At 72.0% G+C, this 13796-nt stretch carries 13 protein-coding genes; 12 read left to right on the forward strand and 1 reads right to left on the reverse strand.

Going from position 1 to position 13796, the window contains the following annotated elements; all coding sequences use genetic code 11:
* Positions 1–99: 99 nt before the first annotated feature.
* From ISP_RS02315 to ISP_RS02340, 6 genes are all read left to right on the forward strand, one after another.
* Positions 100–1281 carry a L,D-transpeptidase gene (locus ISP_RS02315; RefSeq protein ID WP_013222387.1) on the forward strand — a complete coding sequence of 394 codons (1182 nt, stop codon included), beginning with the start codon at positions 100–102 and terminating at the stop codon, positions 1279–1281.
* 3 nt (positions 1282–1284) lie between these two features.
* Positions 1285–2100: an alpha/beta fold hydrolase gene (locus tag ISP_RS02320; protein ID WP_013222388.1), complete on the forward strand. Its 816-nt coding sequence runs from the start codon at positions 1285–1287 to the stop codon at positions 2098–2100.
* 97 nt (positions 2101–2197) lie between these two features.
* Complete coding sequence (mshA, locus tag ISP_RS02325) at positions 2198–3493, forward strand: D-inositol-3-phosphate glycosyltransferase (RefSeq protein WP_176742053.1); 1296 nt, start codon at positions 2198–2200, stop codon at positions 3491–3493.
* On the forward strand, positions 3490–4002 hold the full coding sequence (locus ISP_RS02330) for a type III secretion system chaperone family protein (protein ID WP_013222390.1): 513 nt from the start codon (positions 3490–3492) through the stop codon (positions 4000–4002). Before mshA ends, ISP_RS02330 begins: the two co-directional genes overlap by 4 nt.
* A gap of 69 nt (positions 4003–4071) precedes the next feature.
* The gene (locus ISP_RS02335; RefSeq protein WP_176742052.1) at positions 4072–4941 is read left to right on the forward strand and encodes a DUF4349 domain-containing protein; all 870 of its coding nucleotides are present in this window, start codon (positions 4072–4074) and stop codon (positions 4939–4941) included.
* Positions 4942–5427: 486 nt separating this feature from the next.
* Positions 5428–6177 (forward strand): phosphoglyceromutase, encoded by a 750-nt coding sequence (locus ISP_RS02340; protein ID WP_013222392.1) that lies wholly within the window; start codon positions 5428–5430, stop codon positions 6175–6177.
* 52 nt (positions 6178–6229) lie between these two features.
* Here ISP_RS02340 and ISP_RS02345 read toward each other — a convergent pair whose 3' ends face one another.
* Positions 6230–6868 (reverse strand): response regulator transcription factor, encoded by a 639-nt coding sequence (locus ISP_RS02345; RefSeq protein ID WP_013222393.1) that lies wholly within the window; start codon positions 6866–6868, stop codon positions 6230–6232.
* 67 nt (positions 6869–6935) lie between these two features.
* Between ISP_RS02345 and ISP_RS02350 the strand changes: the two genes are divergently transcribed.
* The 6 genes from ISP_RS02350 (at position 6936) to ISP_RS02375 (ending at position 13717) form a co-directional block, all read left to right on the forward strand.
* Positions 6936–7805 carry an oxidoreductase gene (locus tag ISP_RS02350; protein WP_013222394.1) on the forward strand — a complete coding sequence of 290 codons (870 nt, stop codon included), beginning with the start codon at positions 6936–6938 and terminating at the stop codon, positions 7803–7805.
* A gap of 145 nt (positions 7806–7950) precedes the next feature.
* Positions 7951–9192, forward strand: coding sequence for a sensor histidine kinase (locus ISP_RS02355; RefSeq protein WP_034285858.1), 1242 nt, complete (start codon positions 7951–7953; stop codon positions 9190–9192).
* Positions 9189–9878: a response regulator transcription factor gene (locus tag ISP_RS02360; RefSeq protein WP_013222396.1), complete on the forward strand. Its 690-nt coding sequence runs from the start codon at positions 9189–9191 to the stop codon at positions 9876–9878. The genes ISP_RS02355 and ISP_RS02360 overlap by 4 nt, the downstream gene beginning before the upstream one ends.
* 123 nt (positions 9879–10001) lie before the next feature.
* Positions 10002–10985, forward strand: coding sequence for a Ppx/GppA phosphatase family protein (locus ISP_RS02365; protein ID WP_013222397.1), 984 nt, complete (start codon positions 10002–10004; stop codon positions 10983–10985).
* Positions 10986–11145: 160 nt separating this feature from the next.
* Complete coding sequence (locus ISP_RS02370; protein ID WP_014466555.1) at positions 11146–12828, forward strand: hypothetical protein; 1683 nt, start codon at positions 11146–11148, stop codon at positions 12826–12828.
* A 76-nt stretch (positions 12829–12904) separates the two neighbouring features.
* Complete coding sequence (locus ISP_RS02375) at positions 12905–13717, forward strand: sugar phosphate isomerase/epimerase family protein (RefSeq protein ID WP_176742120.1); 813 nt, start codon at positions 12905–12907, stop codon at positions 13715–13717.
* Positions 13718–13796: the final 79 nt, after the last annotated feature.

A 13796-nucleotide genomic window follows, 5' to 3' on the forward strand; every position in this document is an offset into this window, starting at 1 on the left:
TGATCGGATGGTTTTTACCTTTCGACGGGTAACGTCGGCCGGGCTACCAGCGCTAAGAGCGTGTGCCCGCTGGTCGGCGGGGGATTTCAGGAGGTTGCGGTGATCGAACGGCGTACGGTCTTCAAGGCTGCTCTGGCCGCTGGGGCCGCACTGGTCGCCGCGGCGTGTTCGAGCGAGACGGGCGGGACCGCCAAGCCGACCGGCGCCAACAGCGACGGTGAGGGCGGTGGCGCGCAGCCAGTGGCGAAGATCACGGCCGAGCCAGCCGCCGACACCAAGGACGTCCCGGTGCTCAAGCCCGCCGTGCTCAAGGTCGCCGACGGCAAGCTCACCGAGTGCAAGCTCAGCGCCGACGGCGGCAAGGAGGTCAAGGGCGACCTCTCGCCCGACGGCCTCACCTGGACCAGCTCCGAGCCGCTCGGCTACGGCAAGACCTACACCTACGCCGCCAAGGCCACCGGCTCCGACGGCAAGCCGGTCGAGTTCAAGGGCAGCTTCGCCACGATCGCCCCGGCCAAGCAGGTCCGCGCCACGCTCAACCCGGCCGACAACCAGACCGTCGGCGTGGCCATGCCGATCAGCGTCAAGTTCCAGTCGCCGGTGAAGAACCGCGCCGCGGTCGAGAAGGCCCTGTCCGTGAAGACGGACAAGGGGGAGGTCGAGGGCGCGTGGGGCTGGCTGTCCGACAGCCAGGTCGACTACCGGCCGAAGGAGTACTGGCCGCAGAACATCACCGTGAACGTCGAGGCGAAGCTCTACGGCGTCGACCTGGGCGGCGGCGCGTACGGCAAGGCCGACGTCACCACGAAGTTCAAGATCGGCCGCAACCAGGTGGTCAAGGTCAACACCCCGGACCACCAGATGCGCGTCTACCGCGGCGGGTCGCAGGTCAAGAGCTACCCGTGCGCGAACGGGCTGGACGCCGAGGTCGACCGCAACACCCCGAACGGCACCTACATCATCATGACCAGGGAGCCGACCGCGGTGTTCGACAACGCCCGCTACGGCTACACGAACGTCAACAAGAAGTGGGCCTGCCGGTTCTCCAACCACGGCGAGTACATCCACGAGAACCAGGACAACGCGGCCAACATCGGGAAGAACAACAACTCCCACGGCTGCGTCAACCTGCTCGAAGCCGACGCCAAGGACTTCTTCGACTCGGCGATGATCGGCGACCCGGTCGAGATCACCGGCTCGAAGCTCAGCCCGCCGATGGCCTCGGACGTCAAGGACTGGAACTACAGCTGGGCGGCCTGGCAAGGGCTGGGTGCGAAGTAGCCCGTGCGCACCGAAGTCGTCGGGCACGGCGGAGTCCGGCTCGGCCTGCAGGTCGAGGGCGCCGAAAACAGCAGGCCGATCGTGTTCGTGCACGGCTGGGCGCAGTCGGGCGGCTGCTGGGCCGCGCAGCTGGCCGATCCGGCGCTGACCGAGCGGTTCCGCCTGGTCGCGATGGACCTGCGCGGCCACGGCGCCTCCGACGTCCCGGCCTCGGGCTATGACGACCCGCAGGTCTGGGCCGACGACCTCGCCGCGGTGCTCGACTTCGCCGGCCCGGACGCGATCGTCGTCGCCTGGTCCTACGGCGGCCTGGTGCTGACCGACCACATCCGGGTGCACGGCACCGCACGCCTGCGGGGGCTCGTGCTCGTCGGCGCCATCACCGAAATCGGCCGCGACCGGCCGGGCGGCCGCGTCGGCGCGCTGATGCGCGAGCACCTGCGGGCGATGCTTTCCGACGATCCGGACATCGCGGTCCCCGCGCTCACCGCGTTCAGCCGCGGGATGGTCACCGGCCCGGTGCCCGGCGCGCAGGTCCAAGCCCTGCTCGGCGCCTCTCTCAGCGTGCCCCCTTCGGTCCGTTCGGCGCTGTTCCGCCGGGACGTCGGCAGCGAAGACGTGCTGGCCGGCATCGACAAACCCACTCTGGTCGTGCACGGCACGGCCGACCGCGTGATCGAGCCCTCGGCGGCCGAACACGCCCTCGGGAAGATTCCGGGTGCCACCGGGCGTTGGTTCCTTGACGGGGGGCATGCGCCCTTCGCCGAGTCCGCGGCCGAGTTCGACGCGGTGCTCCGGCAGTTCGCCGAGGAATGCTGAAGCAGCAGGAGACGACCAGGTGACCAGCAACATCCGGGGGTTCCGCGCTGGGCTGTCTGGGGCCGAGCCCCAGACCCCAGCCGGGGGGCGAGCCCCCCTGGACCCCCCGAAAGCGGTCGGCCCGCGCCGGATCGCCGTGCTGTCCGTGCACACCTCGCCGCTCGAGCAGCCCGGGACAGGCGACGCCGGCGGGTTGAACGTCTACGTCAGCCAGACCGCGACCGAGATGGCCCGCCGCGGCGTCGAGGTCGAGGTGTTCACCCGCGCGACCGCGTCCGGCCAGCCGCCGGTGGCCGAGCTGGCGCCCGGGGTGACCGTGCGGCACGTGCAGGCCGGCCCGTTCGAGCCGCTGGGCCGCGACGAGCTGCCCGCCCAGCTGTGCGCGTTCACCTCCGGCGTGCTGCGGACCGAAGCCTTCCACGAACCCGGCTACTACGACCTCATCCACTCGCACTACTGGCTTTCGGGCCAGGTCGGCTGGCTCGCCCGCGACCGCTGGTCCGTGCCGCTGGTGCACACCGCGCACACGCTGGCGAAGGTCAAGAACGCCGCGCTCGCCGAGGGCGACAAGCCGGAACCGCGCGTCCGCGTGATCGGCGAGGAGCAGGTGGTCGCCGAGGCCGACCGGCTGGTCGCCAACACCGCGGTCGAGGCGCGTCAGCTCATCGACCTCTACGACGCCGAGCCGGACGCGGTGCACGCCGTGCCGCCGGGCGTCGACCTCGAGCGCTTCATGCCGGGCTCCCAGTCCGTGGCGCGCGCCGAACTGGGGCTGGCCGCCGACGACGTCGTGCTCGCCTTCGCCGGCCGGATCCAGCCGCTCAAGGCGCCGGACGTGCTGCTGCACGCCGCGGCCGCGATGCTGAGCCGCCGCCCCGAGCTGGCTTCGCGGCTGGTCGTGCTGATCGTCGGCGGGCCGTCGGGGACCGGGCTCGAGCAGCCGCAGGCCCTGCGCGAGCTGGCCGTTTCGCTGGGCATCGAGGGGCAGGTCCGGTTCCTGCCGCCGCAGCCGGGCGAACGCCTCGCCCGCGTCTTCCGCGCCGCCGACGTCGTCGCGGTGCCCAGCTACAACGAGTCGTTCGGCCTGGTCGCCCTCGAGGCGCAGGCCTGCGGGACGCCGGTGGTCGCCGCGGAGGTCGGCGGGCTGCCGGTGGCGGTGCCGCACGGCGTCTCCGGGCTGCTGGTGCCAGGGCACGGCGCCGACGAGTGGGCGGACGCGCTGGCCGCGGTCGCGCTCCGCCCGGACCGGCGCGCCGAACTCGCCGCCAACGCCGTCGTGCACGCGCGCCGGTTCTCCTGGCGCCGGACGACGGACGCGCTCCTGGACATCTATGCTCAGGCCACCAGCGCCTTTTCCCGCGCGCTGGACCTGCGCGCGGAGGTGGCGGTGTGAGCCTGGACGAGCTGATCCAGTCTACTTTGGACTCGGCGGGGCTGGAGTACGACAAGCGCGGGCCGGGCAAGTACTTCGTCACGCTGCCGGGGACGAAGAAGCTGCAGACGAACGCGTGGCTGGTCGACGGCGACCACGCGTTTTCGGTGGAGGCCTTCGTCTGCCGCCGCCCCGATGAGTCCCATGAGGACGTTTACCGGTTCCTGTTGCAGCGCAACGCGAAGCTCTACGGCGTTCACTACACAGTGGACAGTCTCGGGGACATCTACCTGGTCGGCCGGTTCGGCAAGGAGACGATGAGCGCCGACGAGCTCGACAAGGTGCTCGGCCAGGTGCTGGAAGCGGCCGACGGCGACTTCAACACCCTGCTCGAGATCGGCTTCGCGACGTCGATCAAGCGCGAGTGGGACTGGCGCGTCTCCCGCGGGGAATCCCTGGCCAACCTCCAGGCGTTCAAGCACCTCGTCGCGCCCGGGAAGCCGCACGAACCGGGCTTGACCGAGTCGTGACCCGGGCCGTGCAACGGCCCTGAACCGGACATCCGTCTCCCCGCCAGCCGAACTGGAGGGAGACGCAGGATGCGGACTCGATGGAGAGCCGGGCTCGCGGTCGTGGGCGTGGCGTTCGTGCTGGCGGGCTGCTCGGCGGCCCAGCAGAGCAAATCGTCCACGGCGGACAGTGCCGGTTCCGGGCCGGTGCCTGCGGCGCCGCAGCAGGGCGCCGGCAAATCCGGGCCGGAGAAGGTGACCCCGCCGCAGCCGGGCGCCACCGAACGCAAGCTTTCGCGCAGTGCCCGGCTGGAACTGACCGCCCCCAAGGTGGTCGACGTCGTCGCGCAGGCCCGCGGCATCGCGCTGGGCGCCGGCGGCTACACCGGTCAGGAGAGCACGGGCGACGAGCTGGCGACGCTCAACCTCGCGGTGCCCGCGGACAAGCTCGACGGCGTGCTCGACCAGCTGTCGCACCTGGGCAGCGGCATGGTGAAGCGGGAGCTGAACACCCAGGACGTGACCGAGCAGGTCGTCGACGTCGAAGCGCGGCTGGCGACGCAGCGGGCGTCGGTGGAGCGGATCCGCGCGTTGCTGGCGAAGGCGACGTCGGTGTCCGAGATCGCCTCGGTCGAGGGCGAGCTGACGAGCCGCGAGGCGACCCTGGAATCACTCGAACAGCAGCGGAACTCGCTGGCCGGCAGCGTCGCGATGGCGACCGTGGCGATGACCATCCGCAGCGTCGCCGCGCCCCCGCCGCCGGCGGAGGACCACGGCGGGTTCCTCGGCGGGCTGGCCGGTGGCTGGCACGCGTTCCTCGTCTTCGGCGGCGGCCTGCTGACCGTGCTGGGCGCGCTCGCGCCGTTCCTGCTGTTCCTCGTGCCGCTGGGGTGGCTCGGCTGGTGGCTGCACCGCCGTCGCCGTCCGGTGGCGGCGGCGCCGGAGCCGGGCGAGAGCTGAGGGGAACAGGCGGGACGGCTCGAGGGAGGGGGAGTCGCGATCTCGAGCCGCCCCGCTGAAGTTCCCGCCGATCAGGACCCGGTGACGAGGGGGGTGTCAACGGGGCCGGCGGGCCGCGGCCCGGCAGGGGGGAGACGAGCCGCGGTCAATGCCCGAATCCGGCCGGGGAGTGCGTGGAATCCGGCCGCTCGGGACGTAGCCAACCTGTCAGATCCCGCCCGGTAATCACAAGGCTACTGGCTAGCCCGTTCGAGTGAATTTTCGAAATGTCGATAACGGTGTGCAGTCTGTGGTCGGATTTTTGCGCGTTGTTGGCGGGAGGACTTGTCGAAGAGTGAGGTGTTACTTCGCGGTAACACACTCTGCGTAGGACGGATGCTGCGGCGGAGGTCACCACTCGGTCGCGTGGTGCGTTCTGGCAGGCTGTCAGGCTAGAACGACACAGCGGCGCGGAGCGCCTCGGTTGAGGGTGGTGGAGGGGCAGGGATGGGCGAGATCGGGACGTTGGTGCTGCTGCGGCACGGGCAGAGCACGTGGAACGCGGAAAACCTGTTCACCGGCTGGGTGGACGTACCGCTTTCGGAGCAGGGCGAGGGCGAAGCCCGCCAGGGCGGCCGGCTGCTGGCCGACGCCGGGCTGCTCCCGGACGTGGTGCACACCTCGCTGCTGCGCCGCGCGATCTCCACCGCGAACATCGCGCTGGACGCCGCCGACCGGCATTGGATCCCGGTGAAGCGCGACTGGCGCCTCAACGAGCGCCACTACGGCGCGCTGCAGGGCAAGGACAAGAAGCAGACCCTCGCCGAGTTCGGCGAGGAGCAGTTCATGCTCTGGCGCCGCTCGTACGACACCCCGCCGCCGCCGATCGACCCGCAGGACGAGTGGAGCCAGGTTGGCGACCCCCGCTACGCCGGCCTCGGCGACCAGGCGCCGCTGACCGAGTGCCTGAAGGACGTCGTCGAGCGGCTGCTGCCGTACTGGGAGTCCGAAATCGTGCCGGACCTCCGCGCGGGCAAGACCGTGCTGGTCGCCGCGCACGGCAACTCGCTGCGCGCGCTGGTCAAGCACCTCGACGGCATCTCCGACGCCGACATCGCGGGCCTGAACATCCCGACCGGCATCCCGCTGCGCTACGACCTCACCGAGGACCTGCAGCCGGTGAAGCCGGGTGGCGAGTACCTCGACCCCGACGCCGCCAAGGAAGCCGCCGCCGCGGTGGCGAACCAGGGCCGCTGACGCAAGTCCGTGAAAACCCCCTCACCGGCTCCGGAAGCCGGTGAGGGGGCCTTCACAGCAAGCCGGCTTCGCGGGCCCGTGCTCCGGCCTGGAACCGGGACGACGCGCCCAGCAGCTCCATCAGCTCCGCCACCCGGCGCCGGTAGGTGCGCAGGCCGACGCCGAGGGCACGGGCCGCCGTCTCGTCCTTGCAGCCCGACGCCAGCTGCTCCAGGATCTCCTGCGCGCCCAGCTCGGCGAACCGCGCCTGGTAGGACTCGAGGTCGGTCGCGGCGTGCCAGGCCGCTTCGAACAGCGACTGGATGCCCTGCACCAACCCCGGGCTGCTGATCACCGTGTAGCCGCGGACGCCGCCGACCTGGTCGCCGGCCACGATCGCGATGCGGCGGTCGAGCAGGATCGTCTCGTTGATCTCGCGTTCGGTGATCCGGATCCGGGCGCCGTGCGCGGCGATCTGCCGCAGGTGGTCGGCCAATCCGGCGTCGAACAGCACGCCGGGCTGGTAGATCTTGCGCACGGTCATCCCGCGCACCTGCTGCTCACGCTCGGGCGCGCTCGGGTGCGCCACCGACCACGTGTGCAGGTCGCGCGCCGCGCAGGAAATCTCCGTCGCGAGCTCGAAGAGATGCGCGGTCCGCTCGAACAGCTCGGCTTCGCCGCGCACCATGACGACGTCAGTCACCTTCTCCACGTGTTCCAGTGTGGCAGCAACCTGCCAAACCCGGTGGTCACGCGGCCTCCGCCGGAAGGCTGGTGCCATGACCACGAACACGCTCCCCGCCGCCGCGGCGGGCACCTGGAAGCTCGGCTCCTTCGAAGTCAACCGCCTCGGGTTCGGCGCCATGCGCCTGATGTCCACATCGGACGGTGGCATCCGCGCCCGCGAGACGTCGCTCGCCGTGCTGCGCCGCGCCGTCGAGCTCGGCGTGAACCACATCGACACGGCCGCGTTCTACTTCGCCGGCCCGCGCTCGGCGAACGAACTGATCAACCGCGCGCTCTCGCCGTACGACGACCTGGTCCTCACCACCAAGGTCGGTCCGGGCCGCGACTTCGAGGGCACCTTCCACACCGCCCGGCCCGAACAGCTGCGCGCCCAGGTCGAAGAGAACCTGCGCGCGCTGGGTCTCGACCACCTCGACGTCGTCAACTACCGGATCGGCCAGGCCCTCGACCGCGGCACCGGCTCGCTCGCCGACGGCTTCGGCGCGCTCGCCGAACTGCGCGACGCCGGGCTGATCCGCGAGCTGGGCATCTCCAACGTCGGCCCGGAGCACCTCACCGAGGCCCTCGCGATCGCGCCCGTCGTCTGCGTCCAGAACCAGTACGGCCTGACCGCCCGCCGCGAGGACGACGAACTCGTCCGGATGTGCGCCGAGCGCGGGATCGCCTTCGTGCCGTTCTTCGCCGTCGCGAGCGCGACGGGGGAGGACGCGCGGGTGGCCGAGGTCGCCCGCCGCCACGACGCCACCCCGGCGCAGGTGCGGCTCGCGTGGACCCTGCACCAGGGCCCGCACGTCCTCGCCATCCCCGGCACCGGCGATGTCGCGCACCTCGAACAGAACGTCGCCGCGGCCGCGCTGGAGCTCACCGAGGACGATTTGGCGACCCTGGACGGGAACGGGTGAAATCGCCGGAATGTCTCGCCGGGGAATCGATCGGGTGAACGCGGCCTGAAGCCCCGGCGAACTTGTCCTCCGCAGGTGTCGCGGTGCTCACGACAAGGCGGACAACGCTAGGCCGAAGGGCCACTTCTCAGCTTACGATCGGCCCGTGACCACGCCTGTTTCACTCGCATTGGCCATCGGAGCTCTGGTGGCCGGTGCGGTGGTCGGCTACTTCCTGGCGCGGGCCCGCACCCGCCGGGAAGAGGTCCGGCCACCGGGTCCGACCGTCGCCGAGCTCCTCGAACGGCTGGTCCGCTCCTCCAACAACGGCATCGTCGTGCTCAACCGGTTCGGCGACATGGTGCTGCACAACCCGCGTGCCTACGAGCTGGGCCTGGTCAAGGTCAACCAGGCCGACCCGCGGGCCCGCAAGGCCGCCGAGCAGGTCGTCGAGACCGACGAAGCCCTGGAAATCGATCTCTCGCCGCTCGAAGCGCGCGGCCGCCAGCCGGAGGCGGTGCTCGGCCAGGTCCGGCCGCTCGGCGACGGCTTCACCGTCGTCGAGGCCGTCGACCACTCCGAAGCCATCCGGCTGGAGGCCGTCCGCCGCGACTTCGTCGCCAACGTCAGCCACGAGCTCAAGACCCCGGTCGGCGCGATCGCGCTGCTCACCGAGGCCGTGCTCGACGCCGCCGAGGACGTCGCGGAGGTCCGCCGCTTCGGCGGCAAGATCCTGCGCGAGTCCACCCGGCTCGGCCAGCTCGTCACCGAGCTGATCGCGCTGTCGCGGCTGCAGGGCGCCGAACGGCTGCCCGACCTCAACGTCGTCGAGGTCGACGCGGTCGTCCGCGAGGCGCTCGGCCGCACCACCCTCTCGGCCGAGTCGGCGGACATCCGGATCACCACCGACAACCCGAGCGGCCTGCTCATCGAGGGCGACCGGACGCTGCTGGTCACCGCGCTGTCGAACCTGCTGGAGAACGCGGTCGCGTACTCGCCGGCCGGCAGCCCGGTGTCGATCTCCCGGCGGCTCGCCGACGGGATGGTCGAGATCGCCGTCACCGACCGCGGCATCGGCATCGCCGAGGACGAGCAGCAGCGCGTGTTCGAGCGCTTCTACCGGGCCGACAAGGCCCGCTCCCGCGCCACCGGCGGCACCGGCCTCGGCCTGGCGATCGTCAAGCACGTCGCGGCCAACCACGGCGGCTCCGTCGGGCTGTGGAGCCGTCAGGGCACCGGCTCGACGTTCACCCTGCGCATCCCCGCGCACGTCAGCCCCGAACCGGCCACCGAGCCGGCGCGGGCGGCCAAGACCTCGCCGGCACCGCGGCAGGAGAAGACCCCCGAGCGCACCCAGAGGCTCGTGGTTACCGGGCAGGACAGCCCAGATCATGGAGGAAACCTGTGACCAGGGTTCTCATCGTCGAGGACGAGGAGTCGTTCGCCGACCCCCTCGCCTTCCTGCTGCGCAAGGAAGGGTTCACCGCGGCCGTGGCCGGCACCGGCCAGGCCGCGCTGGAGGAGTTCGACCGCAACGGCGCCGACATCGTGCTGCTCGACCTCATGCTGCCCGGGATGAGCGGCACCGACGTCTGCAAGCAGCTGCGCCAGCGCTCCGCCGTGCCGGTCATCATGGTGACCGCGCGCGACAGCGAGATCGACAAGGTCGTGGGCCTCGAGCTGGGCGCGGACGACTACGTCACCAAGCCGTACTCGGCCCGCGAGCTGATCGCCCGGGTCCGCGCGGTGCTGCGCCGCGGCGGCGAGCCCGGCTCCGAGGGCGAGCTGGCTCCGCTGGTGCTGTCGGCGGGCCCGGTCCGGATGGACGTCGAGCGGCACGTGGTGACCGTCGACGGCGCCGACGTGTCGCTCCCGCTCAAGGAGTTCGACCTGCTCGAGTACCTGCTCCGCAACGTCGGTCGCGTGCTGACGCGCGGGCAGCTGATCGACCGGGTGTGGGGCGCGGACTACGTCGGCGACACGAAGACGCTCGACGTCCACGTGAAGCGGCTGCGGTCGAAGATCGAACCCGACCCGGGCTCGCCGCGGCACCTCGTCACGGTTCGCGGCCTGGGCTACAAGTTCGAGACGTAAGCCCGATCAGGTGCGGTATCGCCCGATATCGGCGGCCTCGCAGGCGCGCCGGGGCGGTACCGCACCGAGTGTTGTTGGTTACATGTTCGAGACCTGACGCTGGGCCCGGTACCCTGGACCCCCGTGCGCCTAGGGGTACTCGACGTCGGTTCCAACACCGTCCACCTGCTCGTGGTCGACGCCCATCGGGGCGCCCACCCGACGCCGATGCATTCCGAGAAGTCCGTGCTGCGGCTGGCCGAGCGGATCACCCGGGGCGGTGAGCTCAGCCGGGCCGGTGCCGACGAGCTCTGCACCGCGGTCCAGTCCGCGAAGGACGCCGCCACCCGGCTCGGCTGCGAAGAGGTCATGGCGTTCGCCACCTCCGCGGTCCGCGAGGCGAAGAACTCGGTGAAGGTGCTCGCCCGGGTCGCCGAGGAAACCGGCGTCGACCTGCAGGTCCTTTCGGGTACCGACGAAGCGAGGCTCACGTTCCTCGCCGTCCGCCGCTGGTACGGCTGGTCGGCCGGGCAGCTGCTGGTGCTCGACATCGGCGGCGGCTCCCTCGAGATCGCCATGGGCCGCGACGAGGAGCCGGTGCTGGCCGAATCGCTGCCACTGGGCGCCGGGCGCACCACGCGCACCCGCTTCCGCCACGACCCGCCGACGCGCTCGGAACTCGTCGCGACGTCCGCGTGGCTGGACGACCAGCTCACCGAACTCGCGCACAAGGTCACCAAATGGGGTGAACCCGATCGGGTCGTGGCGACGTCGAAGACGTTCCGCTCCCTCGCCAGGCTGACCGGCGCCGCCCCCTCGGCGGCGGGCCCGCGCGTCCGACGTACGCTCACGGACACCGCATTGCGCCAGCTCCTGGCCTTCATCTCGCGGATGCCCTCGGCCGATCTCGCGCACCTCGAGGGCGTCAGCTCGAGCCGATCGCACCAGCTGGTGGCGGGTGCGCTCGTCGCGCAGGCGACGATGCGGGCGCTCGGTGTGCCGGAACTCGAGATCTGCCCGTGGGCTCTGCGAGAGGGTGTCATCCTGCGGCGGCTGGACCATTCGAACAGCGCGGATGAGACTGGAGCCGCCCTCGTGGGGCGCTTCGGCGCACAGGAGGACCGGTGAAAGCACGCGGCTGGACTTCCCGGACGGATAACAGGCACGGTGGAGAGGTGACGGACATGCAGAGGTCGGTGTACAGCGCGCGCGGCGCCGCCGGTGGGCCGTCGGGTACCACTCCGCGAGGTGCTGGAAGCAACTCGGTGCGCGCAGGGGATCACCAGGTATGACGGACCAGACCGGAGGCGACCAGCCGCAGAAGACCGTGGCTGAGCTGCTCGCCCAGCACGGTGCCCAGGTCGACGGCGGACGCCGTCGCCGTCGGCGCGCCGTCGATGACGACGACGAACCCGCCACCCCGGAAGCCCCGCCCGGCGCCACCGGCTCCCACCGGCGGCCCGGCGTGAGCGACACCGGCCCGCAGGCGATCATCGACCGGGTGGCCTCGGAGGGCTCGCCGCCCCCGCCGGCGCCCCCCGCGCGGCCCGCCGGACGACGTCGCGCCGAGCCGCCGTCCCCGCCGCCGCCCGCGCCCCGCGCGGTGCCGCAGGACTCCCAGCCGCTGCCCCGGCCGGTGCCGCCGCCCCCGGCGCGGCCCGCCCCCGGCGGTGCCGAGTCCGGCCAGTACGCCCGCCCGGTGCCGCCGCAGGAATCCGGGCAGTACGCCCGGCCGCCGCAGGAATCGGGCCAGTTCGCGCGCCCGGCCGCGCCGGAGCCCGCGCCGCCGCGGCCGCCGGAATCGGCCCAGCTGCCGGTGCCGCCGCGCGCCGCGCCGCGCCGCCAGCCCCCGCCGCAGCCGTCCCAGCAGATGCCGGTGCCGCCGCCTTCGCAGCAGCTGCCGGTTCCGCCGCCGTCGGCCGAGGAGACCCGTGCCGTTCCGCCGGTCCGGCGCCGCCCCGGCCCGCCGCAGCCGTCCCAGCAGATGCCGGTGCCGCCGCCGCAGCCCTCGCAGCAGCTGCCGACCCCGCCGCCCGGCGGCCCGCTGTCGGCCCGGCTCGACGGCCTCAACGGCACCCCGGACGCCGACATCGACGTCCCGCCGGGCCCGATGGCCAGTGGAACGTTCGCGCCGCCGCCCGCCGCGCCCGGCCGCCCGCGCCGCGCCCCGACGCGCCGCCCCGAGCCGAAGCGCGAGGACCACACCGAGCAGTTCTCGGCGGTCCCCGACGACGAGCCGCCCGCCCCGCCCGCGCCGAAGAAGGGCAAGAAGCCCGAGCCGCCGGAGCCGACCTCGCCCGCTGGCCTGGCGAACTGGCGCAAGCGGCGGCAGAAGGAGCAGATGGAGGACACCGAGATCGGCGTCATGCCGGTGGTGCCCACCGACGCCCCGGACGACGGCTATCCCGAGGACGACTTCGAGCCCGACGGCTTCGCCCCGCAAGGCAGCGGCTTCCAGGCCGCCTACGACGAGGGGCCGCCGACCGGCGCGTACCCGCCGCCGATGCCGTTCGCGCCCGGCGACCGGGCCTCGCGGGCGCCGGTCCCGGACGACCTCGAGCCCTACGAGCGCGAGTTCGCCGACGACTACCCGGCGGACGGCCCGGACTTCGAGCAGGACGACTACGCCTACGAGCAGGGCGAAGGCTACGAAGACGACGAGTACGACGACGCGCCCGAACCGGTCGCGGAGCCGGAACCCGCGGCTTCGCCCGGCAAGCAGTGGCTGGCCCTGGCCGGCCAGCTCGCGATGGGCGTCGTCGGCGGCGCCGCCGTCTGGCTCGGCTTCAACTGGCTGTGGGTGAACCTCCCGGCTGCCGCGCTGATCGCCGCGCTGCTGGTGGTCGTCGCGCTGGTCTGGATCGTGCGGAAGATCCGCCGCGCCGAAGACCTGCAGACCACCGTGCTGGCGGTGCTGGTGGGCCTGGTGGTGACGGTCTCGCCCGCGGCGCTGCTGCTCGTCGGCCGCTGACGCCTGACACGGGCGCGGTGATCCGCGTCCCGTTAGCGCCCCGGCGGCTCCGCGCACCCACCGCCGGCGAGGCAGGATGGCGCGCGTGACAGACGAGCAGCCGGTCCCCGTCGGACTCAGCACGGCGTCCGTGTGGCCCCTCAAGGCCGGCACGGCCTTCGAGCTGGCCGCCGAGCTCGGCTACGACGGCGTCGAGGTGATGGTCTGGGCCGACCCGGTCAGCCAGGACGTCACGGCGCTGCGGCGCTGGTCGCGGCGCACCGGTGTGCCCGTGCTGTCGGTGCACTCGCCATCACTGCTGATCACCCAGCGGATCTGGTCTCCGGACCCGGTCGTGCGGCTGCGGATGTCGGTCGACGCCGCTCAAGAACTCGGCGCGCGCACGGTGGTGGTGCATCCGCCGTTCCGCTGGCAGCGCCGGTACGGGGATGCGTTCGGCGATCTGGTCGCCGAACTGGAGGACTCGAGCGGCGTCGAAATCGCCGTGGAAAACATGTTCAAGGTCCGGCCGCCGGGTGGTTCGAAGAATTCGCGCGTGTCCGCGTTCCGGCCGTCGATCGATCCGACGGACGTCGGGTTCCGGCACTACACGCTCGACCTGTCCCACACAGCGGCAGCCGAGATGGACGCGCTGGCGCTGGCCCAGCGGATGGGTGACGGCCTCTCACACGTCCACTTGGCCGACGGCACCGGCCTCCCGAAGGACGAACACCTGGTACCCGGGCGCGGCGGCCAGCCCTGCGCCGAACTGCTCGAGAAGCTGGTCAGCAACGGTTTCGCCGGGCAGATCGTGCTGGAGATCAACACCCGGCACGCCGTCGCACCGGCCCAGCGCGTCCGCGACCTGGCCGAGGCGTTGTTGTTCGCGCGGTTCCACCTCGGTCAATAACCGCGCCGGCATATCCACGCCCGAGTGCATTTCCGCCGGTCGAACCCGTAAAGTTCGGACCGTGAACCCGTCGCTCTCA

Origin of the sequence: Amycolatopsis mediterranei (genome assembly GCF_026017845.1) — a bacterium.
In the GTDB taxonomy this organism is placed as follows: domain Bacteria; phylum Actinomycetota; class Actinomycetes; order Mycobacteriales; family Pseudonocardiaceae; genus Amycolatopsis; species Amycolatopsis mediterranei.